The organism is Streptomyces sp. SUK 48 (assembly GCF_009650765.1).
Classification (GTDB): domain Bacteria; phylum Actinomycetota; class Actinomycetes; order Streptomycetales; family Streptomycetaceae; genus Streptomyces.
In genome coordinates, this window is sequence record NZ_CP045740.1 from 5,680,877 (window position 1) to 5,705,250 (window position 24,374).

23 protein-coding genes and 1 tRNA gene are annotated in these 24,374 nt (G+C 72.9%); 13 read left to right on the forward strand and 11 right to left on the reverse strand.

Annotated features, from left to right (window positions below):
• Positions 1 to 150: 150 nt before the first annotated feature.
• The 3 genes from GHR20_RS24970 to GHR20_RS24980 all read left to right on the forward strand — a co-directional run bounded on the left by GHR20_RS24970 (position 151) and on the right by GHR20_RS24980 (position 4,812).
• On the forward strand, positions 151 to 2,169 hold the full coding sequence (locus GHR20_RS24970) for a transglycosylase domain-containing protein (protein WP_111582544.1): 2,019 nt from the start codon (positions 151 to 153) through the stop codon (positions 2,167 to 2,169).
• Positions 2,170 to 2,214: 45 nt separating this feature from the next.
• Positions 2,215 to 3,513, forward strand: a complete 1,299-nt coding sequence (locus tag GHR20_RS24975; protein WP_148023895.1) for a hypothetical protein — start codon at positions 2,215 to 2,217, stop codon at positions 3,511 to 3,513.
• Positions 3,514 to 3,687: 174 nt separating this feature from the next.
• Complete coding sequence (locus GHR20_RS24980; protein ID WP_241670592.1) at positions 3,688 to 4,812, forward strand: amidase domain-containing protein; 1,125 nt, start codon at positions 3,688 to 3,690, stop codon at positions 4,810 to 4,812.
• Here the strand turns inward: GHR20_RS24980 and GHR20_RS24985 are convergent.
• The 3 genes from GHR20_RS24985 to GHR20_RS24995 form a co-directional block, all read right to left on the reverse strand.
• A complete protein-coding gene (locus GHR20_RS24985; protein ID WP_111582171.1) occupies positions 4,800 to 5,396 on the reverse strand; it encodes a DUF4383 domain-containing protein in 597 nt (198 codons plus the stop codon). The genes GHR20_RS24980 and GHR20_RS24985 overlap by 13 nt on opposite strands.
• A gap of 146 nt (positions 5,397 to 5,542) precedes the next feature.
• The gene (locus GHR20_RS24990) at positions 5,543 to 6,946 is read right to left on the reverse strand and encodes a hypothetical protein (RefSeq protein ID WP_153814431.1); all 1,404 of its coding nucleotides are present in this window, start codon (positions 6,944 to 6,946) and stop codon (positions 5,543 to 5,545) included.
• Between the two features lie 74 nt (positions 6,947 to 7,020).
• Positions 7,021 to 7,365 carry a hypothetical protein gene (locus GHR20_RS24995; protein ID WP_153814432.1) on the reverse strand — a complete coding sequence of 115 codons (345 nt, stop codon included), beginning with the start codon at positions 7,363 to 7,365 and terminating at the stop codon, positions 7,021 to 7,023.
• A gap of 163 nt (positions 7,366 to 7,528) precedes the next feature.
• Between GHR20_RS24995 and GHR20_RS25000 the strand changes: the two genes are divergently transcribed.
• A tRNA-Val gene (locus GHR20_RS25000) sits at positions 7,529 to 7,600 on the forward strand.
• A 56-nt stretch (positions 7,601 to 7,656) separates the two neighbouring features.
• On the opposite strand, the gene GHR20_RS25005 is transcribed toward GHR20_RS25000, so the two are convergent.
• Genes GHR20_RS25005 through helR form a run of 3 tightly spaced genes read right to left on the reverse strand, consistent with a single transcriptional unit; the run spans position 7,657 to position 11,037 of the window.
• Positions 7,657 to 8,367 (reverse strand): lysoplasmalogenase family protein, encoded by a 711-nt coding sequence (locus GHR20_RS25005; RefSeq protein WP_153814433.1) that lies wholly within the window; start codon positions 8,365 to 8,367, stop codon positions 7,657 to 7,659.
• A 57-nt stretch (positions 8,368 to 8,424) separates the two neighbouring features.
• Positions 8,425 to 8,769 (reverse strand): hypothetical protein, encoded by a 345-nt coding sequence (locus GHR20_RS25010; RefSeq protein WP_111582174.1) that lies wholly within the window; start codon positions 8,767 to 8,769, stop codon positions 8,425 to 8,427.
• A 51-nt stretch (positions 8,770 to 8,820) separates the two neighbouring features.
• Positions 8,821 to 11,037 carry an RNA polymerase recycling motor ATPase HelR gene (gene helR / locus GHR20_RS25015; protein ID WP_243878127.1) on the reverse strand — a complete coding sequence of 739 codons (2,217 nt, stop codon included), beginning with the start codon at positions 11,035 to 11,037 and terminating at the stop codon, positions 8,821 to 8,823.
• Between the two features lie 356 nt (positions 11,038 to 11,393).
• Here helR and GHR20_RS25025 point away from each other — a divergent pair, with 356 nt between their 5' ends.
• From GHR20_RS25025 to GHR20_RS25035, 3 genes are all read left to right on the forward strand, one after another.
• Positions 11,394 to 11,642 (forward strand): DUF2277 domain-containing protein, encoded by a 249-nt coding sequence (locus GHR20_RS25025; protein ID WP_111582175.1) that lies wholly within the window; start codon positions 11,394 to 11,396, stop codon positions 11,640 to 11,642.
• Between the two features lie 283 nt (positions 11,643 to 11,925).
• Entirely contained in the window at positions 11,926 to 12,384 is a 459-nt protein-coding gene (locus GHR20_RS25030; protein ID WP_111582176.1) for a DoxX family protein, read from the forward strand.
• A gap of 157 nt (positions 12,385 to 12,541) precedes the next feature.
• Entirely contained in the window at positions 12,542 to 13,165 is a 624-nt protein-coding gene (locus tag GHR20_RS25035) for a VTT domain-containing protein (protein ID WP_111582177.1), read from the forward strand.
• A gap of 74 nt (positions 13,166 to 13,239) precedes the next feature.
• Here GHR20_RS25035 and GHR20_RS25040 read toward each other — a convergent pair whose 3' ends face one another.
• Positions 13,240 to 13,884 (reverse strand): HNH endonuclease family protein, encoded by a 645-nt coding sequence (locus tag GHR20_RS25040; RefSeq protein ID WP_111582178.1) that lies wholly within the window; start codon positions 13,882 to 13,884, stop codon positions 13,240 to 13,242.
• Between the two features lie 377 nt (positions 13,885 to 14,261).
• Here GHR20_RS25040 and GHR20_RS25045 point away from each other — a divergent pair, with 377 nt between their 5' ends.
• The gene (locus GHR20_RS25045) at positions 14,262 to 14,843 is read left to right on the forward strand and encodes a TMEM165/GDT1 family protein (protein ID WP_111582179.1); all 582 of its coding nucleotides are present in this window, start codon (positions 14,262 to 14,264) and stop codon (positions 14,841 to 14,843) included.
• 170 nt (positions 14,844 to 15,013) lie between these two features.
• Positions 15,014 to 15,688 carry an HAD-IA family hydrolase gene (locus GHR20_RS25050; protein ID WP_153814434.1) on the forward strand — a complete coding sequence of 225 codons (675 nt, stop codon included), beginning with the start codon at positions 15,014 to 15,016 and terminating at the stop codon, positions 15,686 to 15,688.
• A gap of 93 nt (positions 15,689 to 15,781) precedes the next feature.
• Here GHR20_RS25050 and GHR20_RS25055 read toward each other — a convergent pair whose 3' ends face one another.
• Positions 15,782 to 16,735, reverse strand: coding sequence for a peptidoglycan-binding domain-containing protein (locus tag GHR20_RS25055; RefSeq protein WP_153814435.1), 954 nt, complete (start codon positions 16,733 to 16,735; stop codon positions 15,782 to 15,784).
• A 142-nt stretch (positions 16,736 to 16,877) separates the two neighbouring features.
• Between GHR20_RS25055 and GHR20_RS25060 the strand changes: the two genes are divergently transcribed.
• Positions 16,878 to 18,938: an MDR family MFS transporter gene (locus GHR20_RS25060; protein WP_153814436.1), complete on the forward strand. Its 2,061-nt coding sequence runs from the start codon at positions 16,878 to 16,880 to the stop codon at positions 18,936 to 18,938.
• Here GHR20_RS25060 and GHR20_RS25065 read toward each other — a convergent pair.
• Positions 18,931 to 19,443: a GNAT family N-acetyltransferase gene (locus GHR20_RS25065; RefSeq protein WP_153814437.1), complete on the reverse strand. Its 513-nt coding sequence runs from the start codon at positions 19,441 to 19,443 to the stop codon at positions 18,931 to 18,933. The two genes, GHR20_RS25060 and GHR20_RS25065, sit on opposite strands and share 8 nt — an antisense overlap.
• A 147-nt stretch (positions 19,444 to 19,590) precedes the next feature.
• Here GHR20_RS25065 and GHR20_RS25070 point away from each other — a divergent pair, with 147 nt between their 5' ends.
• Positions 19,591 to 20,184, forward strand: coding sequence for a hypothetical protein (locus tag GHR20_RS25070; RefSeq protein ID WP_237520709.1), 594 nt, complete (start codon positions 19,591 to 19,593; stop codon positions 20,182 to 20,184).
• Between the two features lie 59 nt (positions 20,185 to 20,243).
• A complete protein-coding gene (locus tag GHR20_RS37705; RefSeq protein ID WP_243878128.1) occupies positions 20,244 to 21,350 on the forward strand; it encodes a hypothetical protein in 1,107 nt (368 codons plus the stop codon).
• Positions 21,351 to 21,479: 129 nt separating this feature from the next.
• On the opposite strand, the gene GHR20_RS25080 is transcribed toward GHR20_RS37705, so the two are convergent.
• Positions 21,480 to 22,523: a zinc-dependent alcohol dehydrogenase family protein gene (locus GHR20_RS25080; protein WP_153814438.1), complete on the reverse strand. Its 1,044-nt coding sequence runs from the start codon at positions 22,521 to 22,523 to the stop codon at positions 21,480 to 21,482.
• A gap of 111 nt (positions 22,524 to 22,634) precedes the next feature.
• On the opposite strand from GHR20_RS25080, the gene GHR20_RS25085 reads away from it, so the two are divergent.
• Complete coding sequence (locus GHR20_RS25085) at positions 22,635 to 23,558, forward strand: LysR family transcriptional regulator (RefSeq protein WP_153814439.1); 924 nt, start codon at positions 22,635 to 22,637, stop codon at positions 23,556 to 23,558.
• Between the two features lie 20 nt (positions 23,559 to 23,578).
• Here GHR20_RS25085 and GHR20_RS25090 read toward each other — a convergent pair whose 3' ends face one another.
• Positions 23,579 to 23,842 carry a hypothetical protein gene (locus GHR20_RS25090; protein ID WP_153814440.1) on the reverse strand — a complete coding sequence of 88 codons (264 nt, stop codon included), beginning with the start codon at positions 23,840 to 23,842 and terminating at the stop codon, positions 23,579 to 23,581.
• Positions 23,843 to 24,374 lie beyond the last annotated feature (532 nt).

Genomic DNA, 24,374 nt, shown 5'->3' on the forward strand with positions numbered 1-24,374 from the left:
CTGAGAGTGGACGCTCTCAGGGCCGACGAGACCATGCAGCTGCGGGTGCCCGCGCCGCCCGAGGCGCCGTCCGGCGGCGGACGGGCCGAGCGCAGGCGCAGCGCGCGCCCCACCCCGCGGGAGCGTGCGGGCAGCGTGACGGCCCGAATAATGGGCCTGCCGGCGCCACTGACGCGCCGGCTCGCGCCGTACCTGCGCCCGCTCGCGCCCTACGCACGGCGCCTCAAGCCCGCCTACCCCCGCCCCGGCCGCAGCGGCTGGCGGCGCTGGATGCCCTCCTGGCGGCAGTGGCTCGGCGGCATCCTGGCCTCCTTCGGCCTGCTCGGCGCCTTCCTGATGACCGCGTACGCGCTCACCGACGTGCCGAGCGACCTGAACTCGTACGCCACCCAGCAGGACAACGTCTACTTCTGGTCCGACGGCACCCCGATGGCCCGTACGGGCTGGGTGCAGCGGCAGGCGATGCCCCTGAAGGACATCCCCCCGGACGTCCGCTGGGCGGTGCTCGCCGCGGAGAACGAGACCTTCTACTCCGACCCCGGAATTTCCGTGAAGGGCATCAGCCGCGCCCTGTTCCGCACCGTGGGAGAGGGGGACACCCAGGGCGGATCCACCATTACCCAGCAGTACGTGAAGAACGTCTATCTGAACCAGAACCAGACCGTCAGCCGTAAGTTCACCGAGGCGATGATCTCGCTCAAGCTCGACAACAAGATGAGCAAGGACAAGATCCTCGAGGGCTATCTCAACACCAGCTGGTTCGGCCGCGGCACCTACGGCATCCAGCGCGCCTCCCAGGCGTACTACGGCAAGGACGTCAGCAAGCTCAACGTGTCCGAGGCGGCCATGCTCGCCGGACTCCTCAAGGGCGCGGGCCTGTACGACCCCACCCTGAGCAAGGCCAACCACCAGCGGGCCGAGGAACGGTGGTCCTGGATCCTCGACCGCATGGTCAAGATCCACAAGCTGACGCCGGCCCAGCGCGCCCAGTACAAGACGTTTCCCGAGCCGCTGAAGTCCAACCCGCTGTACAACACCGGCGAGCAGAGCGACTACCTGGTGGAGCTGGCCTCCCAGTACGCCAAGAAGTCCGCCCACCTGACCGACCAGCAGTTCGACCTCGGCGGCTACCAGATCTACACCACCTTCGACCGCAAGCGGGAGAACGCGCTCACCGGCGCCGTCACCAAGGCCCGCAAGCAGGCCAAGCGGGACGACCCCGACGCCGCGAAGAACGGCCACTACGGGGCCGCCTCCGTCGCCACCGACGGCCGGATCCTCGCCGTCTACGGCGGCCCCGACCACCGCACCCAGGGCTACAACGAGTCCAACGCGACCACCGTCCCGGCCGGCACCGCCTTCCTGCCCTTCGTCTACGCCGCCGGACTCGAACACGGCGTCCACAAGACCCGCGGCGGACCCGTCACCCCCGTCACCCCCGACAGCGTCTACGACGGCGACGACGCCGTCCCCGTCACCACCCCCGAGGGCCCCTACTGGGACCGCAGCGGCAAGAAAGTCTCCGCCCACAACGACGGCGACAAGTCGTACGGCAAGATCACCCTGCGCGAGGCCCTCGCCAAATCGGTCAACACGCCATTCATGCAGCTCGGCATGGACACCGGCCTCGGCCAGGTCCGCCGCACCGCCCAGGCGTCCGGGCTGCTGTCCACCAGCATCGGCCCCCAGGTGCCCACCCTCTCGCTCGGCAGCTCCACACCCAGCGCCATCCGCATGGCCAGCGGATACGCCACCTTCGCCGCCGACGGCACCCACACGGAGCCGTACTCGGTGCGCCGTATCACCCGCAACGGCGCCCCCGTCGCCCTGGCCACCCCGCGCCCCACCCGCGCGGTCGGCGCCGGCGTCGCGCAGGACGTCGACCAGGCGCTCACCGACTCCTTCCGGGCCGCCCACCCGGACGTCACCACCCCGGACGTGGCGGGCAAGGCCGGGACCGCCGACCAGGGCACCACCGACGAGAACGGCACGGGCCAGAACACCGCCGCCTGGTACGCCGGCACGGCCGACTCCGTGTCCACGGCGGTCGTCGTCTACCGCATGGACCTGGCCAAGTCCCTGGAACCGCTGCCCCTGAAGGGACTCGCGGGCGCGTCGCCGGACACCGTGCCCTACGCCCTCTGGTCGGCCGCCATGGGCCTGGACTGACCGCCCGGGCCCCGAACCCACGACCACACGGAGATTGAGCCGCGCATGTCTCGCAACAAGCAACAGACGGGCCGGGGCCGGCGTCGCGCCCCCGGCCGCCGCCGCGTCCCCGCCGCCACCCGCCCGCAGATCTTCACGCTCGCGGCCTTCCTCGTCGTGGCCTCCCTGGTGGCCGGCTACCTCGCCCTGAGCCGCCCCGACGACACCACGCCCACCGCCGCCTCGGGCAAGGACGGCAAGGGCGGCCCCGCGCCCTCCGCGACCACCAAATGGGACGGCAAGACCCACGTCCTCGGCGACGGCTCCACCTCCTACACCGGACCGCAGAAGGGCACCCTGAAGCCCGTACCGCTCAAGCCCGGGGAGAAGCCCCCCCAGTTCGTCGTCTTCTCCTGGGACGGCGCCCTGCAGGGCGACGACCATCTCTTCTCGCACTACCGGGAGATGGCCAAGGAGTACAACGCCCACATGACCTTCTTCCTCACCGGCATCTACCTGCTGCCCAAGAGCAAGAAGGACCTCTACCACGGCCCGATGCACCAGCCCGGCGACGCCGCCATCGACTACCCCACCGACGAGCACATCCGCACCACCCTGGAACAGCTCCGCCTCGCCTACGAGCAGGGCAACGACATCGGCACCCACTTCAACGGCCACTTCTGCGGCGCCAAGGGCGGCGGCGACTGGAGCGTCCAGGAGTGGAAGAGCGAGATCGACCAGTTCTACTCCTTCGTGGAGAACTGGAAGACGAACACCGGCTACACCGACATCCCGCCCCTGCCCTTCGACTTCAAGCAGGAGGTCACCGGCGGCCGCGCGCCCTGCCTGGAGGGCCAGCCCAACCTGCTGAAGGCCATCAAGAGCTACGGCTGGCGCTACGACGCCAGCTCCCCGGGCGACTTCCAGATATGGCCCGCCAAGAAGGACGGCGTCTGGGACTTCCCGCTCCAGATGCTCCCGTACGAGAACGGCAAGTTCCAGGGCCTGTCGATGGACTTCAACTTCCTCTACAACCAGTCCAACGGCGAGACCGACGGCGACCCCGCCAAGTACGCCCAGTGGGAACAGCAGACGGTCGACTCCTACATGGCCGGCTTCAACCGCGTCTACTACGGCAGCCGCGCACCGCTGTTCATCGGAAACCACTTCGAGCACTGGAACGGCAGCATCTACATGAAGTCCATCGACCAGATCATCCCGCAGATCTGCACCAAGAAGGGCGTCAAGTGCGTCTCCTTCAAGGAACTCGCCGACTGGATGGACGTCCAGAAGCCCTCCACGCTGGCCGCGCTGCGCAGCCTCGACCCCGCCCAGTCCCCGGACTGGTCCACCGTCGTCAAGTGACAGAAACGCAGACCAGGTTCCACTTGTGCAACCCCCTTCACACGCGCCCAGCAGACCATGCGAAGATGCCCCCTCCCGGTAGGTGTACCGGCGTAGAGGGGAACATCATTGAAGTCAAGAAGACTCAGCCGTAAGGGGCGTCGCACCACCATCGTCGGCGCCTCCGCCGCCGCAGTGGTCGCCGGCGTGGCGCTCATACCCAACTGGAGCGCGGGCGCGGCGGTCACCAACGACCCGACCGTGGACGCGGCCACCAAGGCGACCTTCCAGAAGCTCGCCGACGCGGTCTTCACCGACCGCACCCAGGCCCTGGTGGACGGCTCCACCGGCGCCCGCACCGAGCACACCAAGGGCTTCCACGGCTCCGTCCGCCTCTCCGGCGGCCAGAGCCACCAGCAGTCCTCCGCCCTCGGCCAGCTGCGCGCCCGCAAGGACCGCCTCGCCAAGCTGGGCGAGAAGTACAGCGCCGGCAGCACCACGGTGACGCTCGACGCCACCGAGGTGCACGGCCGCAGCGCCAAGGTCGCCGTCACCGAGACCACCTCGCTGACCTACAAGCCGGGCACCACCTCGGCCAAGGGCCCGAAGACCACCGGCTTCCAGGCCCACCACGAGCTGACCTTCCAGTCCGGCCGGCACGGCGACTGGCAGCTCACGGGCATCAAGGACACCGACGACGGCTACCTCGCCGTCAACCAGGTCGCCACGCCTGCCGCGCCCAAGGACAAGACGCCCGCCACCTCCGACGACGGGCCGCCCACCGCGCCCCGCGCGGCCATCAGCTACCCGGGACCGGCGAACCCCAAGAAGCTCACCGGGGGTGCGTACGACTACAAGGCGATGGTCACGTACGCGCAGAAGTACTGGAACCACTACAACACCGCGTACCCGGACTACAACGGCGAAGGTGCCGGCGGCGACTGCACCAACTTCGTCAGCCAGGTGCTGAAGGCGGGCGGCTGGAAGCACGTCCCCGGCTACACCGACGACTACACCAAGTGGTTCGGCACCGCCGACATCCAGTCCGACTCCTTCGTCGGCGTCAACGAGTTCTCCTGGTTCGCGCTGGCCTCCAAGCGCGTCACCCCGCTCGCCGACGTGTACCAGGCGGACCTCGGTGACGTGATCCAGATGGACTTCAACCGGGACGGGTCCAAGGACCACACCATGGTCGTCACCTACCGGGACGCCGCCGGCGTGCCGTACGTGACCTACCACTCCACCAACACCTACAACAGGTCGGTGGCCAGCCTGGTCGCGTCCTACCCGACGGCGTACTACTACGCCTACAGGACCTGACCCCGCCGGTCCTGCCGCCCCGGGTCCTCCCCCACCTCACGCGTGCCGTGCGCTTCCCGCGCCCCGGCCGCGCCGTGCGGGGCGGCCTCGGGGTGGCGGGCCCGCCAGTACGGATTGTCGTGCGGCAGCGCGTGACCGACCCGGCCGTACATCCCGAAGGTCATCAGCAGCAGCCCCACCACGAAGCTGAACAGCACATTCTGGATCCTGAACGCCAGGAAGTTGTTCGGGGTGTCCAGCAGGGCCAGGAACAGGAACCCGTTCAGCAGGAACAGGATGCCGAGCACCATGTTCAGCGTGGACGCGACGTTCCCCCCGATCACCATGCCGACCAGCAGCAGCGCGCCGATGCAGATCGACAGCACACTGAGCGTGCCGTTCGTGTTCAGACCGGCGACCGTCGCACCGCCGATGTCGAAGAACCCGATGTGGTTGATCAGGCCCAGGATGCCGAAGACGACGAGGAACGCGCCGATCAGCCCCGCGCCGATCCGGTACACCAGATTCAGCTTGTGATCGACGGGGAGATGCTGATCGAACCGGATCCGCTGCTTGTCCTGCGTACGCGCTGCGTGCGTGGCCATCCGGGCCTCCCTCGGGGCGCTGGCGGCGGCTGTCCATCCCAGAACATGGCTCTCATCAATATCCGCCCGAACCGGGGCAACCGGCAACATGACGCCCCACCGCCGCCATGAGCGCCCGGCGCCCCCGCCGGTGCGCGACGCCCCCGCTAGTGCGCGACGCCCCCGCGCTCCTCCCGGATACGGGCCACCACCTGCGCCGCCGCCTGCCGCACCGCGTCCGTCTCGGTCAGGAAGTGCCAGTAGTCCGGATGCCGGCCGCCCTCAAGGCCCGCGACCGCCCGCTCCAACTGGGCCACCGCGTCGTCCAGCGGCCGGGCATGACGCGGATCCGGCGTCGCCCGCCCCGACATCGCCAGCCGCTGCGCGTCCCGGATCGCGAACCGCGTCCGCTCGATCTCCGCCTGCGGATCCTTCTGTACGGCGTTCAGCCGGGCCAGCCGGTCACCGGCCGCCGAGACCGCGTCGTCCGTCGCGTTCAGCAGCGCCCGCACCGTCGACAGCAGCGAGGCCGCGTCCGCCCAGCGCTGCGCGTCCCGCGCGGCCTGCGCCTCGCCCAGCTTCCGCTCGGCCTGCCCGACGTTCTCCACCGCCTGCGCCGGCACCTGCTGGAGGTCCTGCCAGCACGCCGCGGCGAACCGCCGCCGCAACTCGCTGAGCACGGGGTCCACCTGCCCGGCCCGCGTGGTCAGCGCCTGCGCGCGGGTCCGCAGCGAGACCAGCCGGTGGTCGATCTCCGCAGCCTTCTGCGGCAGCCCCTCGGCCTCGGCCCGGATCGCCCCGGCCTCCCGCTGCACCCGCTCGGCCCGCTCCAGCGTCTGCTGCACCCCGTGCTGGCCGGCGCCCTGGTTCAGCTTCGTCAGCTCCGGCGCCAGCGCGGCCAGCCGGCCCGCGAGGTCGTCGGCGCGCAGCCCCTGCGCGCGGACGCCGTCCAGCGCGTCGCTCGCCGCCAGCAGCGCCTGACGGGCCCGCTCCACGGCGGGCGCCACCCGGGCGAGCAGCGTCTCGGCCGAACCCAGCAGCGGGCCGAGGGAGCTGCCGAACCGGTCCAGCTCCTGCTTGACCCGCACCAGCTCGTCCCGCGCCGCGGTCAGCTCGGTGCGCGCCCGCGTCGCCGCGGCGGCCTCCAGGTCGGCCCGGTCCAGGTCATGGGCGTCGACCGCCTGGATATAGCGCCGGCTGACCTCGTCGATCCGCCGGCCCAGGCCCTCGAAGTCCGAGGCGGCACGCCGGGCGGCGGGGGAGTCGTCGACCGCCGTGATGGTCTCGATCGAGATCCGCAGATCCCGCTGCGCGGTGTCCAGTTCGTAGAACGCGGCCGCCGCCGCGTCCTTCGCCTCCTGCGCCTGCGCCCGCTGGCTCTCCGCCCGGCCGCCGAACCAGCGCCGGGTGCCGCCGCCCGCGAAGGCGGCGGGCAGCGCGAGCGCGACGAGCGCCGGAAGGCTCACCAGGGTGAGGGTGTCGCGGAGCGCGGCGGCTGCCCTATGCCGGGTCCTCGCGGTGGACGACGGTGGGTACGGCTGTGTCGCTGGCGTGCCCGGTCTCGCCGTCACATCCCTCTCCCGTGCTGTGGTCGGCCCTGGGTGGTGCCATTCTCCCACCCCGTACAGACGAACACACGGGCCCGTCAGTTCACCGTATCCACGGTGACCTTTCCGTCGGCGGAACCGGCGGTCACCCGGTGCCCGCCGCGCGGATTCCCGCGGCACGGACAGCTGGACGCCCCCGTGGTCCGAGGTCGCAGCACCGTGAGGCTCCCGTCGTCGCCGCCCATGTCCACGCGGCCGGGTACGCGGCTCAGGCCCAGGCGCACCGAGCCGCTCTCGGCCCGGGCCCGCACCTGACGGGAGGCGACGTCCGCGTGCAACGAGCCGTCGTCCGGGCTCAGGTCGAGGGGACCGGTGAAGCCGGTGACGCGCACGGCGACGATCTCCAGCGCGGAGTCGTCCGAATCCCCCGAATCAGGTCTCACCCGACGGTGGAACCCAGCCGCCTCCCAACCCATCCGGCGGCCCACCGGAGACCAGCTGGGGACAACCCCCGGGCCGCCTCCGGTACCCCGCCGTCCGGGTTTGCCCCGCACCGGCTCGGGCAAGGTAGGCTGTCGACTCGACCTGGGCAGCCGCCCGGGACTCGGGTGCGTAGCTCAGTGGTAGAGCGCCTGCCTTACAAGCAGGATGTCGGCGGTTCGAAACCGTCCGCGCCCACCGATGGGGAGAGCCCCCGGCCGAATGCGGCCGGGGGCTCTTTGTGTCGGGGCGGGTTACGCCGGGGCGTTCGTGGGTGGGGGGTCGGTGGTGAAGGCGGTGACCAGGAGGGCCAGGGCGGCGATGTAGGTGGTCATGCAGAGGGTGGAGCGGCCGGGGAAGTCGAGGCCCGCGGCGCCGAGGCCGATCAGGGAGTCGGAGGCGACGAAGACCAGGCCGCCCCACAGGGCCCGGGTGCCGAGGGCGCGGGCGGTCAGGGCCATGGTGAGCAGGGCGAGGGCGTAGACGGCCACGGCGCAGCCCAGGGCGGGGCCGAGGGTGGGGGCGAGGGCGGCGACGGCGGCGGCCCAGACCGCGAGGTAGGCGGCGCAGACGGCGCGGCGGGTGCGCAGGTGGTCGAGGGCGCCGGCGCGCAGGAAGGCCGTGATCCAGCAGAGTTGGGCGCCCAGGAAGAGGGCGAGGCCGATGCCGAAGGCCGGGGTGCCGGGGATCAGCAGGGCGATGTCCCCGGCGGCGGCGAGCAGCAGTCCGGTCAGGACGCAGGCGTGCCGGGTGCCGGTCAGGCGCCACAGGTGGGCGGCCAGGAGCGGGGCCAGGAGGGGCTTGGCGATCCACTCCATGGCGTGCTTCCCGGTCGCCACCCCGATGAGCTCGACGAGGCACAGCACCGCGAAGACCACGATCAGCGGCGGCGCCCCTGCCGCCCGTGCCGGACGCTGGAGAGCCGGTCGTGGGCCGCCTCGCTCCGGTACCTGTCCCTCAGCCATGGCGATCAGAGTGGGGACACCTGGGGTGGTGGTCAACTGGTTGGACCAGATCGGTCGTCAGGAGTTTCCGGGTGCCTGCCCCTCGTGGGCGTGCTTCAGGCGGCTGCGGGCCTGCATGCGCTGTTCGGCCGCGACCTCGGCCCAGAAGCGGTGGGTGCTGATGAACACCGCGAGTTCGTGTTCGCGGCGGCGGAGCTTCTCCACCTCGGCCTGTTCGTCGGCCGTCCAGCCCGGGGAGGCGGGGCGCTCCGCCTTGCGCCATCCGTTGTCGTCACTGAAGCCGTCGACCGGCTCGACCGACCAGGGCAGCCGCCTGAGCAGGGCCGACAGCTCGGCCCTGACCTGGTGCAGCTCCTCCTGACCGGCGAGGAGGTCACTGGGGAATTGGTAGGTCGTAGCCACACGGCAATGGTACGCCTGTTCGATTTACGGTTGCGAGGTCGATCGAGAGGTTCATCCGAACGGGCGTTCATCGACGGCGGGGGCGGCGGAGGGGACAACGGTGGTGACGTCGGTCTCCGGGGCCGGGCTCGTGAGGATGACCAGCTGCCGGGTGGCCCGGGTCATCGCCACATAGCGGTCCACCGCGCCCGTGACACCCTCCCCGAACCGCTCCGGGTCGACCAGGACGACCAGATCGAACTCAAGGCCCTTCGACAGGCTGGGGGTCAGGGAGCGGACGCGGGGGCTCGTCGGACGGAAGTCCGGGGCGCCGATGACACAGGCGGTGCCCTCGGGGTGGGCGGCGAGCCAGTCGTCGAGGACCGCGGCCAGCTCGGCCGCCGCGCCGCGGCGCACCGGCAGGCCGTTGCCGCGGATCGAGGTCGGCACGTTGGCGTCCGGCAGCGCGGCCCGTACGACCGGCTCGGCCTCCGCCATGATCTCCTTCGGCGTACGGTAGTTGACGGTCAGACCGGCCAACTCGACCCGGCCGAAGCCGATACGGGCGAGCCGCTCCTGCCAGGACTCGGTGAAGCCGTGCCGGGCCTGGGCGCGGTCGCCGACGATGGTGAAGCTGCGCGAGGGGCACCGCGACAGCAGCATCTGCCATTCCGCGTCGGTGAGTTCCTGTGCCTCGTCCACCACGATGTGCGCGAACGGGCCCGCGAGCGCGTCCGGTTCGGCGGTGGGCAGCACCGTCTCGTCGATCAGGGCGTCCCGCAGATCCTGTCCGTGCAGCATCGTCACCGCCCCCTCGCCGTCGTGGTCGGCCTGGAGCATGTTGTCGATGACCCCGGCCATCCGCGCGTGTTCGGCGGCGACGGCCGCCTTGCGCCGGCGTTCGCGCACCGCTGCCTTCGGGTCGCCGAGCCGCTGCCGTGCCGCGTCCAGGAACGGCAGGTCGGACACCGTCCACGCCTGGGCGTCCGGGCGCCGCAGCAGTCGTACCTCCTCGGGGGTGAGCCAGGGGGCGCACAGCCGCAGGTACGCCGGTACCGACCAGAGGTCGCCGACGAGGTCGGCCGCCTCCAGCAGGGGCCAGGAGCGGTCGAAGGCCGTGCGCAGCTCCCGGTCGCCCGCCAGCGATCTGCGCAGGAGTTCGGTGGGGGCGCCGTCGTGCCGGTCGGTCAGGAGGGTGAGGAGTTCGTCCCAGACCTGGGCGCGTGCCTCGTTGTGCGGGGTGCCGGGCTCGGCCGCGTCGAACGCCGACTCCCAGTCGGAGACGGTCACTTCGAGCTCGCCCCAGGGGGTGGTGACCTTCGACGGCTCGGTGGGCGGCTCCTCGTAGAACCGTACGGCCCGCTCGATCGCCCCCACCAGCCGTGCGGACGCCTTCAGCCGGGCGACCCCGGGGTCGGGCTCGGTGCGCGCGGCGGCGCCCTCGGCGACGAGGTCCCGCAGGACGCAGGTCCGCACGCCCTCCTCGCCGAGGCTCGGCAGCACATCGGAGACGTACGCCAGGTACGGCCGGTGCGGGCCGACGAACAGCACGCCGCCGCGCCGGTGGCCGAGGCGCGGGTCGGAGTAGAGGAGGTAGGCGGCGCGGTGCAGGGCGACGACCGTCTTGCCGGTGCCGGGGCCGCCGTCCACGACGAGGGCGCCGCGCGAGCCCGCCCGGATGATGGCGTCCTGGTCGGCCTGGATGGTGCCGAGCACGTCGCGCATCCGCGGTGAGCGCTCGCCGCCCAGGCTCGCGATGAACGCCGACTGGTCGTCCAGCGCGGCGTGCCCGTCCAGCGCGTCCGGGGCGAACACCTCGTCCCAGTAGTCGCGGATACGGCCGTCCGTCCAGCGGTATCTGCGGCGGCTCGCCAGGCCCATCGGGTTGCCGTGGGTGGCGCCGAAGAAGGGTTCCGCGGCCGGGGAGCGCCAGTCCAGCAGCAGCCGGCGGCCGGTGTGGTCGGTGAGGCCGAGCCGGCCGACGTAGACCGGCTCGTCGGGGTGCTCGGCGCTCACCATGCGGCCGAGGCACAGGTCGAGGCCGAAGCGGCGCAGGGCGCGCAGGCGGGAGGTCAGCCGGTGCACCTCGGCGTCCCGGTCCAGCGCCTGGCGGCCCAGTCCGCCGGGGGCCCGGCGCTCCTGGTCGAGCCGGCCGGAGACCTCGGCGATGGTCCGCTCCAGGCAGCGCGCGATCGCCGCGAAGTGCGCCTCGTCGGTGGCGATCAGCTCCGGGGCGGCCTTGGCGGACAGGCGGTCGGGGAGGTCGAAGGCGCTGGTGGCGGTGGGCACGGGAGGCTCCGGTTCGAGAGGGAGGAGGAGAGGAGGGGGAGGAGGGAGAGGAGGGGGAGGAGGGGGAGGAGGCGGAAGGGAGTGAGGGGGCCGTGCTCTCGGCTCCCCGGTTCCCCGGTTCGGAGGTTCGGTGGTTCTGCGGTTCGGTGTTTCGGCGGTTTTCGGGCCGGACGGGCGATTCTGCGGCATCAGGGGGGCCTTGCCGCAAGGCCCCCCGTGCGCTATATGTTGAAAGTGGCAAGGAGTCCTGTGACTTCCTTGCCTCTGCTTTTTCCGCCCGCGCCCCTCTCGGCCTCTCTCGCCCTCTCGCCCCCTCACCTCTTTCAGCGCTCCGGCCGCGGCGTGAGACTGAAGGCATGTGCCGGAGTATCAAGACGCTGCGTCCGCCCGTGCTGCCCACCGAGGCCACGGAGGAGGACATCCACGCCGCCGCGCTGCAATACGTGCGCAAGGTCTCGGGCTTCCGCGCCCCCGCCGCCCACAACCGCGAGGTCTTCGACGCCGCCGTGGCCGCCGTCGCCCGCGCCACGGCCGAACTGCTCGGTGGCCTGGAGGTGCGCGGGCATGCGCCACGCGCTGTTACGGAAGCGGAAGAACGTCCGTAACACCACGCCCGTAGCGTCCCTCGTGGCGCCTTTCCCGCGATCGATCCGGTCGGCCAGGGCGAGTTTCGGTCATATTTTCGGTTGCCCGCCCGTGCGCCCATGCCACCCTACATGCTGTCGGGTCAGGGGCAGGGCTCCCACCTGAAGTGGAACGCTGGCCAGAACTTGAACTTGCAAGCAATGGTTAGGTGCACCTAACCTGTACCCCTCATTCGGTACCGCCACCCCCACCGGTCCGCCTGTCCCCGGCGGACTCGTCCGACACCGAGAGGGTCAACCTCCCATGCCTTCCGCTCGCCTCAACTCCGCGCAGCCCTATGCCCTCGGGCTGTTCCGCATCGTCGTCGGCCTGCTCTTCACCGCGCACGGCGCCGCCTCGCTCTTCGGCGTCCTCGGCGGGGCCATGGGCACCCACGGCGGCACCGTGGCCACCGGCACCTGGCCCGGCTGGTACGCGGCCGTGATCCAGCTGGTCGCCGGCGCCCTGGTGCTCATCGGCCTCGGCACCCGCGGTGCCGCGCTGATCGCCTCCGGCTCGATGGCGTTCGCGTACTTCGACATCCACCAGCAGCACGCGCTGCTGCCCATCCAGAACGGCGGCGAGCCCGCGGTCATGTTCTGCTGGGCCTTCCTCCTGCTGGTCTTCACCGGTTCCGGCGCCTTCGGCCTCGACCGGCTCTTCGTCCGGCGCGCGGCGGCGCAGGACGAGCGCGTTCCGGAGCAGGCCCCGATAGCCGCGTGACGGGACCCTCCCGCGTCGTCCCCACGGCGCCCCGCTCCGGCTCGGCCGGGGTGGGGCGCCGTACTGTTCGACCGGTTCCGTAGCCCCCCGCGCACCTCCTGTCACACCCTCGGCGTACGCTGTACGGCTGTCATCGGGGGAAGTAACAGGAGAAGACGTGTTCGAGAGTGTGGGGTCGCTGGCGGCCGGACCGTGGATCTATGCCGTGGTGTCCCTGTCCGTGCTGCTCGACGTGTTCCTGCCGGTGCTGCCGAGCGGTGTGCTCGTCATCACGGCGGGCACCGCGGCGGCCGCGGGCTCGGGTGCGGCGACCGCCGCGACCGGCCGGGTCCCGCACGGGGTGCCGGATCTGCTGGCCCTGGTCCTGCTGGCCGCGGCGGCCTCGGTCCTCGGCGATCTGGTGGCCTACCGGCTGGCCTGGCGGGGCGGGGAGCGGCTGGACCGCGCGATAGCCCGCTCCCGACGGCTGACCGTCGCGCAGGAACGTCTCGGTGACGCCCTCGCCCGCGGCGGCGGCGCGCTCGTCGTCCTCGCCCGCTTCGCGCCCGCCGGGCGCTCGGTCGTCTCCTTCTGTGCCGGCGCCGCTCACCGCAGGGCCCGCGACTTCCTCCCCTGGTCCGCCCTCGCCGGTCTGTCCTGGGCCGCCTACAGCGTCGCCCTCGGCTACTTCGGCGCCCGCTGGCTCGGCGCCACCTGGCTGGCGACCGGGGTGTCCCTGGCCGCGCTGTTCGGGGCGGGCGCGGCGGCGGGGTTCCTGGTGCGCAGGCAGCCCGCTTCCTGAGGCCCCCGACCGCCGTGACTGGCGAGGAGCCCGGCCGGAGTCGCTCCGGCCGGGCTCGCGCGCGTGGGCCCGGGTCAGCAGCCCGAGAGGTCGTTCTGGAGCGCGGTCTTCTCCGCCGGGTCGACGGACAGGTTGTAGTAGTACTTCACCTGCACCCAGGCGCGGACGTACGTGCAGTCGTACGCGGTGCGGGACGGGATCCAGGTGGCCGGGTCCTGGTCGCCCTTGGACTGGTTGACGTTGTCGGTGACGGCGAGGAGCTGGGGGCGGGTGACGTCGTTGGCGAACGCCTGGCGCTGGGCGGTGGTCCACTTGCTCGCGCCGGAGTCCCAGGCTTCGGCCAGCGGCACCAGGTGGTCGATGTCCACGTCGGAGGCGGAGGTCCAGGTCGCGCCGTCGTACGGCGAGTACCAGCTGCCGCTGGTGGCGGTGCAGGCGGAGTTGGTGACGACGTTCGTGCCGTCCCGCTTGATGATGTACTCCCGGGTGTTGCAGGTGCCCTCGATGGTGATCCACGTCGGGAACTTGTCGCGGCTGTAACCGGTGCGGTCCTCGGCGGCGACGGTGAGCTGGGAGAGGTAGCCGCGGGCGGTGGACCCGCTGACCGGCGTCGGCAGGGCCGCGGAGGCGGTGGGGGAGTTGAACAGCGCGGCGGTGGCGACCAGGCCGGTGAGGCCGGCGAGGACACTGAGGCGTCGACGCGCGTAGAACTTGGGCATTGCTGAACTCCCTTGTGGGGGTGGGGTTTTGGGCCACGAGTCAGGGAATGCTCGCGACGTGGAGTTACCGGAGGGTGAGCGCCCGGTAAGAAGCTAGTGACATGATCATGTCAATGCAAGGTCGAGGGAGGGACTTTGCCGTCCCGTATCATGGGGAGCGCAGAAGGGGAGTAGCTCTTCGCCGGACCGTCGACATACTGCTCAGCGAGCCTGAGCCGGCGCCCGGAGGCGGACCCTCGGTACCGCCAGCGAGACCTTCGGCAAAGCAGTGCACGTCCGCGCGACCAGGCGCGGGCGCCGAGTGTGCTGCCGTGCCGAGGTGTCGTCGGAAGATGTATCGCACTCTCGGTGGGGTGGCCCCGACCGATTGAGGACCCTTGATCAGCATCACCGTGACGGCGCTCGTCTTCGGCGTCATCTTCCTCGCCGAACTGCCGGACAAGACCGCGCTCGCCGGCCTCGTGCTCGGCACCCGCTACCGCGCCAGTTACGTCTTCGCGGGCGTCGCCGCGGCCTTCCTGGTGCATGTCGTGCTCGCGGTGGCCGCGGGCAGTGTGCTCACCCTGCTGCCCCAGCGGCTCGTGCACGCCATCACCGGCCTGCTCTTCCTCGGCGGCGCCGCGATGCTGCTGTTCGCCAAGGGCGAGGAAGAGGAGGAGATCAAGAAGCCCGCCGACCAGTCCTTCTGGAAGGTCGCGGGTACGGGCTTCATGCTCATCCTGGTCGCCGAGTTCGGCGATCTCACCCAGATCATGACCGCCAACCTCGCCGCCCGCTACGACGACCCGATCTCCGTCGGCCTCGGCGCGGTGCTCGGTCTGTGGGCCGTCGCGGGTCTCGGCATCGTGGGCGGAAAGGCCCTGATGAAGAAGGTGCCGCTGCGGCTGATCACGCAGATCGCGGCGCTGCTGATGCTGGGTCTCGGCGCCTGGAGCCTGTACGAGGCGGTCGCGGGCTGAGCTGAACGCCGGGTGAATCATCGCGGGGGGCGGTGGCGGGAAGGCCGCCGGGTTTTGTACCGTAGAAAAACAAAGTGGCTCCCGCCCGTTTTCCCTGACCGGCGGGCGGGGCCGCCTTGTCCCTCCCCGCCGCATCCGTGCGGGGCCTCTCGTTCCTGGAGCAACTGCCGATGACGGCCACCCCCGCGCCCACCCCCACCGTCCTCGATGCCGGCGCCCTGCTGCTCGACATGGACGGCACCCTCGTCAACTCGGATGCCGTGGTCGAACGCGTCTGGCGGCGCTGGGCGGGGCGGCACGGACTGGACGGCGACGCCGTGATGAAGGTCGTGCACGGCCGCCAGGGTCACGCCACGATGGCCGCGCTGCTGCCCCAGCGGCCCGTGGAGCAGAACCTCGCCGAGAACGCGCGCATGCTCGCCGAGGAGACCGCCGACATGGACGGCGTGGTCGAGATCGCCGGGGCTGCCGTCTTCCTGGCCGCGCTGCGTGAGCTGCCGCACGCCCTGGTGACCTCGGCGGACGTCGGCCTGTCCACCGCCCGGATGAACGCGGCGGGGCTGCCGCTGCCCGAGGTCCGGGTCACCGCCGAATCGGTCGGCGCGAGCAAGCCGGACCCCGAGGGCTTCCTCAAGGGCGCGGCGGAACTGGGCATCGCCCCGGCCGAGTGCGTCGTCTTCGAGGACTCCGGCGCGGGCATCGCGGCGGGACGCGCCGCGGGAATGGTCGTGGTGGGCGTGGGGCCCCGGGCGGCCGCGCACGGTCCCGATGTGGTCGTGCCCGATCTGACGTGCGTGCGGGTGGAGGGTGTGCCCGGGGGCGGCATCCGGCTGCACATCGGCTGACGGCCGCAAGCTCCGGGGCGTACAAGGGGTCGACGGCCCCTACGGCCCCTACGGCCCCTACGGCCCCTACGGCCCCTACGGCCCCTACGGCCCCTACGGCCCCGAGGTCTCCGATTCCAGGCTCGCCCGGGTCTGCGGCCCGTACACCCCCAGGGGGTCGCCCTGGATGCCGCGGGCCAGCTGGTACGAGCTGACGGCGTTCTCCACGGGATGCGTGTAGACGCCGTCCGCCTCACCCTCGTACAGGTTCAACTCCCACAGCCGGTACTCCAGTTCGACGACCTGGGGGCCGGAGTCCCCGCGTTCCAGGACCGCCGCGCTCGCCGGGGCGCCCGGCGCGGCGGCGGTGGGGGAGGGTGCCATGGACGGCGTACGGCGCGGGGCCGGGGTCGGGGTCGGCGACGGGGACCGCGTCGGGGTGGGCGAGGGGCTCGGCGGGGGCGCGGGCACCGGGCGTGCCGCCGAGCGGGACGGGGCGGAGGTGCCGTGCGCCGAGGGGGTCGCGGTGGCCGGCGGCGGCACGTCCGGGACGCTCTCCCTGACCTCCGGGGCCGCGTCGTCCCTAGACGGCGTGTGGTACGAGAACAGCGCGACACCGGCCGCCGCGACGGCCGCCACGCCCACGCCCGCCGCCGCGATCAGCGCGGTACGGCCAAATCGGCGGCGCCGGGCCGGTACCTCGGGTGCTCCGGCGGTGAGGGACTCGGGGGACGGGCCGGGTCCGCCAGGGGCTTCCGCCAAGGGCCGTACGCCGGGCACGGCCACCGGGCGCAGCGGCATCGTGGCCTCGACGGGCGGGTGAGCGGGCGGGGTGGGCGGAGCGGGCGGGGGACACTCGCCGTCCCCGGACCCCTCGCCGTCCCCGGACCCCACATCCACGTAGGGCCGGATCCGCAGCGGGTCGAAGTCCTCCACCGCTGCCGCCTGCGCGGTCCGCGTCCGGCGCAGCGCCTCGCCCGTGCGCTCGGCGCAGTCGCAGCACGGGGCGCCCGCCGCGTCCCTCGGTGTGCCGCACTCCGGGCAGGCCGTGCCCTTCTCCCCGGTCACGTCCGTCCCCTCCCCTGGAACCCCCGAAGCCACACAGGGTATGCCCATTCCCTCCACATCCGCAGGACTCGACAGGCCATAAACGGCGACACCGCCCAGGATGGAAGGGGCGCATCCCAGCCCCCAGCCCCGGGAGGTCTTCATGGCCCTGGACACGCACGGTGCGGCGAAGGACGTGGGCGGGGAGGAACACGTGGCGCGCGGCGTGTTCGTCTCGATCGGGGCGCTGCTCCTCGGGCTGCTGCTCGCCGCGCTCGACCAGACCATCGTGTCGACCGCGCTGCCCACCATCGTCAGCGACCTCGGCGGCCTCGAACACCTGTCCTGGGTGGTCACCGCCTATCTGCTGGCCTCGACCGCCGCGACCCCGCTGTGGGGCAAACTCGGCGACCAGTACGGGCGCAAGAAGCTGTTCCAGACCGCCATCGTGATCTTCCTGATCGGCTCGGCGCTGTGCGGCATGGCGCAGAACATGCCCCAGCTGATCGGCTTCCGCGCGCTCCAGGGCCTGGGCGGCGGCGGGCTGATGGTGCTGTCGATGGCGATCGTCGGCGACATCGTGCCGCCCCGCGACCGGGGCCGCTACCAGGGCCTGTTCGGTGCCGTGTTCGGCGCCACCAGCGTGCTCGGACCGCTGCTGGGCGGGCTGTTCACCGAACATCTGAGCTGGCGCTGGGTGTTCTACGTCAACCTGCCGATCGGCATCGTGGCGCTCGCCGTGATCGCCGCCGCCCTGCGCATACCGGTCCGCAGCGCCCGCCACGTCATCGACTACCTCGGCACCTTCCTGATCGCCTGCGTCGCCACCTGCCTGGTCCTGGTGGCCTCCCTCGGCGGCACCACCTGGGCCTGGGGCTCCCCGCAGATCATCGCCCTCGCGGTGGCCGGGGTGCTGCTCGCGGTCGCGTTCGTGGCCGTGGAGCGCCGGGCCGCCGAACCGGTGCTGCCGCTCGGCCTGTTCCGCATCCGCACCTTCACCCTCGCCGCCGTCATCAGCTTCATCGTCGGCTTCGCCATGTTCGGCGCGATGACCTATCTGCCGACCTTCCTCCAGGTCGTGCACGGCGTCTCCCCGACCATGTCCGGCGTGTACATGCTGCCGATGGTCTTCGGGCTGCTGCTGTCCTCCACCGTCTCCGGGCAGATCGTCAGCCGCACCGGCCGCTGGAAGGTCTTCCCGGTCACCGGCACCGCCGTCACCGCCATCGGCCTGCTCCTGCTGCACCGCCTGGACGAGACCAGCTCCACCGCCGAGATGAGCACCTACTTCTTCGTCTTCGGTCTCGGCCTCGGCCTGGTCATGCAGGTCCTGGTGCTGATCGTGCAGAACGCCGTCTCGTACGAGGACCTGGGCGTCGCCACCTCCGGGGCGACCTTCTTCCGCTCCATCGGGGCCTCCTTCGGCGTCGCCATCTTCGGCACCGTCTTCGCGAGCCGGCTCGCCGAGAAGCTCACCGCCGCCTTCGCGGGCGTCCGGCTGCCGCCCGGGGTGGACGCGGACACCCTCAAGGCCGACCCGCGCGGCATCGCCGCCCTGCCGCCCGCCCTGCGCCCCGCCGCCCTGCACGCCTACGCGTCGTCCATCACCGACGTCTTCCTCTACGCCGCCCCCGTCGCCCTTCTCGGCTTCCTGCTGGCCTGGCTGCTGAAGGAGGACCCGCTGCGCGGCTCGGTCACCGCGCCGGACGCCTCCGAGACCCTCCCGCCCAACCCGGTCCAGCGCTCCTCGTACGACGAGGTGTGCCGCGCCCTGTCCGCGCTCGGCACCCGCGAGGGGCGGCGCGAGATCTACCGGGACATCACCGAGCGGGCCGGGTACGACCTGCTGCCCGCGGCCAGCTGGATGCTGCTGCGCATCCGCCGCAACGGCTCCGTGGAACCCGGGGTGCTCGCCGAGCGCAGCCCCGTCCCGCTGGAGGCCGTCATGGCCGCCGCCCGCCAGGTCGAGGAGCGGCGGCTGGCCGAACGCCGGGGTCTGGACCTGTACTTGACCGCGACCGGACGCGAGGCCGCCGAACGGCTCGCCGTGGCCCGCGAGGAGTCGCTCGCCGAACTGCTCGGCGACTGGTGGCAGCCCGGCCGCTCCACCGACCTGGTGAAACTGGTCAGGGAACTGTCGGCGGAACTGTGCGGCGCCGAACGCGAACGCCCGCACACCGTGCCCGAGCACCCGCACAACGCGCCGCAGGAGAGGCTCAGTTGACCGTCTCCAACTCCTTGGCGAACCAGTGCTCGGCGTACCGGTCGGCGTTGTGGGGGCCGGTCTCGGTATAGCCGAGGCGGGCGTACAGGGCGCGGGCCTCGACCAGGTCGCCGCGGGTGTCGAGGACGAGCCGGCGGACGCCGAGCGCGCGGGCCGCGTCCTCCGCCGCGGCCACCAGGAGCGCCGCCCCGCCCTTGCCGCGCCGGTCCTCGGCCACGAACACCCGGGTCAGTTCGGCGGTTTCGGGATCGAGGAGCCGTACGCCCGCGCTGCCGGCCGGTGTCCCGTCGTACCACCCCACCAGCAACTGCCCGTGCGGCGGGGCGAGTTCGGCGCCGGGGTCGGCCGCGATCCCCCGCTCCAGCTCCGCCGGGTCGGTGCGGTGGCCCTCGTACAGCAGGTACCAGCGGTCGCTGACCTCGGTGTAGTACGCCCGCCACAGCGCGGTGGCGACCGGCGAGCCGGGCGCCTGCGGGGTGATCGTCCACGTCGTCATGCGGCTCATTGTGGGGCGCGGGCCGGACCGGGCCGAGCGGTTTTCCGGGCCGGACGACCCGGTGTGCCGTTGCGCCGTTTGTGAGCGGGCTTCCGGGTGACCCGCTAGGGGGGACCGGTCCGCCGGACCGGTCCGCGATCCGAGCGGAAGGCAACCATGTCCACTGGCTTGATCATCTTGTTGGTCGTGATCGTGGCGCTCGTGGTCGTCGCCGCGCTGGTGACGGTGCTGATCGGCCGCCGCCGCGGCGCCGGACCCGGTCTGAAGCGGCGCTTCGGTCCGGAGTACGAGCGCACCGTGGCCGCCCACGACGGGGACACCCAGGCCGCCGAGCGCGAGCTGAACCAGCGCGTCGAACGCCACGGCGACCTGCGGGAGCGTCCCCTCGCCCAGGACGAGCGGGACCGGTACGCGGCCCGCTGGTCGAGCGTCCAGGAACATTTCGTGGAGTCCCCGCGGCAGGCGGTGGCCGAGGCCGACCAGCTGCTCGGCGAGGTCGCCACGGTGCGCGGCTATCCCGACGGCGGACGGTACGACGAGCAGCTGGCCGCGCTGTCCGTGCACCACGCCGACCACGTCGACGGCTACCGCCGGGTGCACCGGATGGCACAGGCGGCGGGTGGTCCCGCCACGCCGGGTGCCGGGACCGAGGAGATGCGGTCGGCCCTGGTCGGCGCGCACGAGCTGTTCGACGACCTGACCGGCGCCGGGAGCGACGCGTCGACGGCCGGGCGGCACCGCGCCGCCTGACCGGGACCGCCCCGGCGAAGCTTCACCAAGCCTCAGCGAAGAAGGAAGGGACGAACACCATGCCGGACAGGAAGAACGGCCCTGGTGACGAGCGGTACTCCAGCAGCCGCTACGCCCGCCCGCCGGACGGCGAGTGGGCGCCGGAGACCGAGCAGCAGCGAGAACACGGTACGGAGGGGCTGCGCCCCGGTACCGAGGGGATGGCCGGGCGCGACCCCGGGATGGCGGGGCGCGACCCCGGGACGGCGGGGCGTGAGCCGGGGACGGCAGGCCCCGGACGGGACCTGGGGACGGCCAGACGCGATCCCGCCGGTACGGCCGGGCGTGAGCCGGGGATGGCCGGGCCTGGGCGGGACCCGGGGATGGCTGGGCGTGACCCCGAGACGGCCGGGCGCGAGCCGGGGATGGGCGGGTACGACCCGGAGATGGCCGGGCGCGAGCCGGGTATGGCTGGGCGCGACCCGGAGATGGCCGGGCGCGAGCCGGGTATGGCTGGGCGCGACCCGGAGATGGCCGGGCGTGAGCCGGGTATGGCTGGGCGCGACCCGGAGATGGCCGGGCGTGAGCCGGGTATGGCTGGGTCCGGGCAGGAGCCGGGGATGGCCGGGTACGACCCTGAGACGGCTGGGCGCGAGCCGGGTATGGCCGGGTACGACCCGGAGATGGCCGGGCGTGAGGCGTCCATGACCGGGCGCGGTGAGCCCGGCCTCGGGACGCCTGCGGCCGCCCCGGACGCGGCGCGGATGCAGGACGACGGGCTCGGCGCGCCCTCGCCCGGGGACCTCAGCGGGCGCGAGGCGCGCACCACGGAGGGCACCGCGCCGGACGCCTGGCCGGCGACGGCGGGCGACGGGGCCGCGGGCGCGTCCTCGGAAGCCGCCGCCCCGCTGCTGCCGCACGAGGAGACCGAGCGGTGGGAGGAGCGGATACGGCAGCTGGCGGCCGGGTTCGTGGACCGGCCCAGGGCGGCCGTGGAGGAGGCCGACCGGGCGCTGGAGGAGATCGCCGCCCGGTTCGGCGAGGCCGTGACCCGGCGCCGGCGCAGCCTGCGGATGTCCTGGGAGAATGGCGAGGAGCGGAGCGCGGGGAACGAGACCGACACCGAGCAGCTGCGGCTGGCGATGCGGGACTACCGCGACCTGGCGGAACGGCTGCTGCACGGCTAGGGTCTTCCGTTTGGATCAGGCCGGCACGCCTCGGACGGGCGTGCCGGCCCCGGCCGCTCCGAGATGATCCGGCGGACAGCCCTGGCGGCGCGCCGGTGACGCGGTCCCGCGCCGGAGGCGGGCGGTCCGTCAGAAGGCGATCCGGACCTTCAGCGCCGAGCGGTCGTCCATGGCGCGATAGCCGTCCGGTACGCCGTCGAGGCCGACGGTCCGGTCGAACACCGGGCCGGGGTCGATGACGCCCGCCAGTACGTCGGTGAGCAGCTCGGGTATGTAGGCGCGGGCCGGGGCGACGCCGCCCGCCAGCGTGATGTTGCGGTTGAACATCTGGCTGATGTCCACCCCCGCGCTGCCGCCGTGGGGCACGCCGACGTAGCCCACGGCGCCGCCGTCGCGGGCGATGGAGAGGGCGGTGCGCATCGATTCCTCGGTGCCGACCGCCTCCAGCACGGCGTGGGCGCCCTGCCCGCCGGTCAGTTCACGGATCGCCTCGATCGCCGCCTCGCCCCGCTCCGCGACGACATCGGTGGCACCGAACGAGCGGGCGATGTCCGTGCGGGCCTGGTGGCGGCCGAGGGTGATGATCCGGTCGGCGCCGAGGCGGCGGGCGGCGAGCACACCGCACAGGCCGACGGCGCCGTCACCGACGACCGCGACCGTGGCACCGGGCCGGACCCGCGCCGAGACGGCGGCGTGGTGCCCGGTGCTCATCACGTCGGACAGGGCCAGCAGGCCGGGCAGGAGCTTGTCGTCGGTGGCGGCGTCCCTGGGCAGCTGGACGAGGGTTCCGTCGGCGTACGGCACGCGCACAGCCTCGCCCTGGCCGCCGTCGGAGCCGACCTCGCCCCAGAAGCCGCCGTGCGGGCAGGAAGTCTGAAGGCCCTCTCGGCAGTGGTCGCAGGTGCCGTCGGACCAGACGAAGGGCGCGACCACGAAATCGCCGGGCGCGAAGCCGGTGACCTCGGAGCCAGTCTCCTCGACGACGCCCAGGAACTCGTGCCCGATGCGCTGCCCCGGTACGCGCGCGGCGACCCCCCGGTAGGCCCACAGGTCGCTGCCGCAGATACAGGCGCTCACCACCCGCACCACCGCGTCGCAAGGATGCTGGACGCGGGGATCCGGTACCTCTTCGATCCGGATGTCGTTCGGGCCGTGGATCACGGTGGCGCGCATGCGGGGAACTCCTGGTGCTGCGGGACGGAACGGGGGGAGACGCCCAGCGTCGCCGCCCGGGGTTCCTTCTGTCCAGCTACATCGTCTTCACCATGGGTTTAAGCTCAGCTGATGCTCGATGTCCGACGGCTCGTCCTCCTGCGCGATCTGGCCGCCCACGGCACCGTGACCGCCGTGGCCGAACTGCACCGTGTCACCCCCTCCGCCGTCTCGCAGCAGCTCCGGCTCCTGGAGGAGGAGACCCGGACCCGTCTGCTGGAACGCACCGGGCGCTCCATCCACCTCACGGCCGCCGGGCGCCGCCTGGCCGAGGACACCGAGCACGTGCTCGACGCCCTGGAACAGGCGCGGAGCCACCTGCGCGGCGCGGCCGCGGAACCGGCCGGGCCGCTCCACCTCGCCTGCTTCCCCAGCGCTCTCGTCCCGCTGGCCGCGCCGCTCGCCCAAGCGCTGCGGGCCACCCATCCGGGCCTGGACCTGCACATCACCGAGGCCGAGCCCGAGCCGGCGGCGCGCCTGCTGCTCCAGCGGCGCGCCGACCTCGCGCTGACCTACCGCTACACCAACCTGGCCGACCCCACCCCCTCCGGTGTCGAGTCCCTCGTCCTCGGGGTCGACCCGCTGGTCGCCGTCCTGCGGCGCGACCACCCGGCGGCCCGCGCGAAGGGCTCACCCGTCGCGCTGCGGGAGCTCGCGGACAGCGAGTGGATCTCCGCCCCCGCGCACACCGCGTGCGGGGCGGCCGTCCTGCACGCCTGCCGGTCCGCGGGGTTCACCCCGCGGGTGCGGCACACCTGCACCGACTTCACCGCCATGATCGCCCTGACCGCGAGCTGCGGCCTCCCCGTGGTCCTCCCGCGCATGGCGGCGGCCCACCTCCCGCCCGGGCTCGCCGTCCGGCCGGTGGCCGATCCCTCGCTCGCCCGCACCATCGAGGTCGCCGTACGGCACGGAGCGAGCCAGGAGCCCCCGGTCGCGGCCTGCGTCGAGGCGGTACGAGCCCTCGTCCCGGGCGGCGCGGCCGAGGGCGGCTGAGCCACGTCGGGCGGCGGGATCTACGCGGCCCAGGCACGCTCCAGCTCGGTGCGGAAGGCGGCGGGCCCGCGGCCGATCCGTTCGGCGAGCGCCGGGTCGACCGCGGCGAACTCGCCGTCGCGCGCGGCGGCGAAGACGCCGGGCATCAGGGCGGCGACCGGCGCCGGGGCGCCGCGCGGCGGCGAGGTCCTCGGCCTTGCGGGGGTCGCGGACGCTGACACCGGCGCGTTCGGCGGGGACGCGCTCCAGGAGGCGTCCGACGGTGCGGCCTGGAGATCCTGCACGGGCGGGTGCGCCGGTTGGCGGGTGGCCGCGGGTCGGCGGGGAACCGGTCGCCCAGGTCATCCGGGCGGCCGGCCTGGGGGCACCACCTGGCGCTCCATCCCTGCCGAGCGCGGCGATCCGGTGCTGCCGACCGTCCTGCGCGGGGTCATTGGTCGCGGCCGTCACCCGCGTCGGCCGGCGGGTGTCCGCGGGTCGGCGGGGAACCGGCCGCCCAGGTCATCCGGGCGGCCGGCCTGGGCGGGGTCACCACCTGGCGCTGCTCCATCCCTGCCGAGCGCGGCGATCCGGTGCTGCCGACCGTCCTGCGCGGGGTCATTGGTCGCGGCCGTCACCCGCGCCGGCCGGCGGGTGTCCGCGGGTCGGCGAGGGACCGGCCGCCCAGGTCATCCGGGCGGCCGGCCTGGGCGGGGTCACCACCTGGCGCTGCTCCATCCCTGCCGAGCGCCGCGATCCGGTGCTGCCGACCGTCCTGCGCGGGGTCATTGGTCGCGGCCGTCACCCGCGCCGAACCAGGCGGTCCCCGCCGCGGAG

Excerpts from the sequence above, each read along its gene's own strand:
- GHR20_RS25050 (WP_153814434.1), top strand. The coding sequence starts at position 15,014 with ATGACGGCCACCCCCGCGCCCACCCCCACCGTCCTCGATGCCGGCGCC.
- GHR20_RS25060 (WP_153814436.1), top strand. The coding sequence starts at position 16,878 with ATGGCCCTGGACACGCACGGTGCGGCGAAGGACGTGGGCGGGGAGGAA.
- GHR20_RS37705 (WP_243878128.1), top strand. The coding sequence starts at position 20,244 with ATGCCGGACAGGAAGAACGGCCCTGGTGACGAGCGGTACTCCAGCAGC.
- GHR20_RS25085 (WP_153814439.1), top strand. The coding sequence starts at position 22,635 with ATGCTCGATGTCCGACGGCTCGTCCTCCTGCGCGATCTGGCCGCCCAC.
- GHR20_RS25080 (WP_153814438.1), bottom strand. The coding sequence starts at position 22,523 with ATGCGCGCCACCGTGATCCACGGCCCGAACGACATCCGGATCGAAGAG.
- GHR20_RS25070 (WP_237520709.1), top strand. The coding sequence starts at position 19,591 with ATGTCCACTGGCTTGATCATCTTGTTGGTCGTGATCGTGGCGCTCGTG.
- GHR20_RS25030 (WP_111582176.1), top strand. The coding sequence starts at position 11,926 with ATGCCTTCCGCTCGCCTCAACTCCGCGCAGCCCTATGCCCTCGGGCTG.
- GHR20_RS25040 (WP_111582178.1), bottom strand. The coding sequence starts at position 13,884 with ATGCCCAAGTTCTACGCGCGTCGACGCCTCAGTGTCCTCGCCGGCCTC.
- GHR20_RS25005 (WP_153814433.1), bottom strand. The coding sequence starts at position 8,367 with ATGGCTGAGGGACAGGTACCGGAGCGAGGCGGCCCACGACCGGCTCTC.
- GHR20_RS24970 (WP_111582544.1), top strand. The coding sequence starts at position 151 with ATGGGCCTGCCGGCGCCACTGACGCGCCGGCTCGCGCCGTACCTGCGC.
- GHR20_RS25065 (WP_153814437.1), bottom strand. The coding sequence starts at position 19,443 with ATGAGCCGCATGACGACGTGGACGATCACCCCGCAGGCGCCCGGCTCG.
- GHR20_RS24985 (WP_111582171.1), bottom strand. The coding sequence starts at position 5,396 with ATGGCCACGCACGCAGCGCGTACGCAGGACAAGCAGCGGATCCGGTTC.
- GHR20_RS25025 (WP_111582175.1), top strand. The coding sequence starts at position 11,394 with ATGTGCCGGAGTATCAAGACGCTGCGTCCGCCCGTGCTGCCCACCGAG.
- GHR20_RS24975 (WP_148023895.1), top strand. The coding sequence starts at position 2,215 with ATGTCTCGCAACAAGCAACAGACGGGCCGGGGCCGGCGTCGCGCCCCC.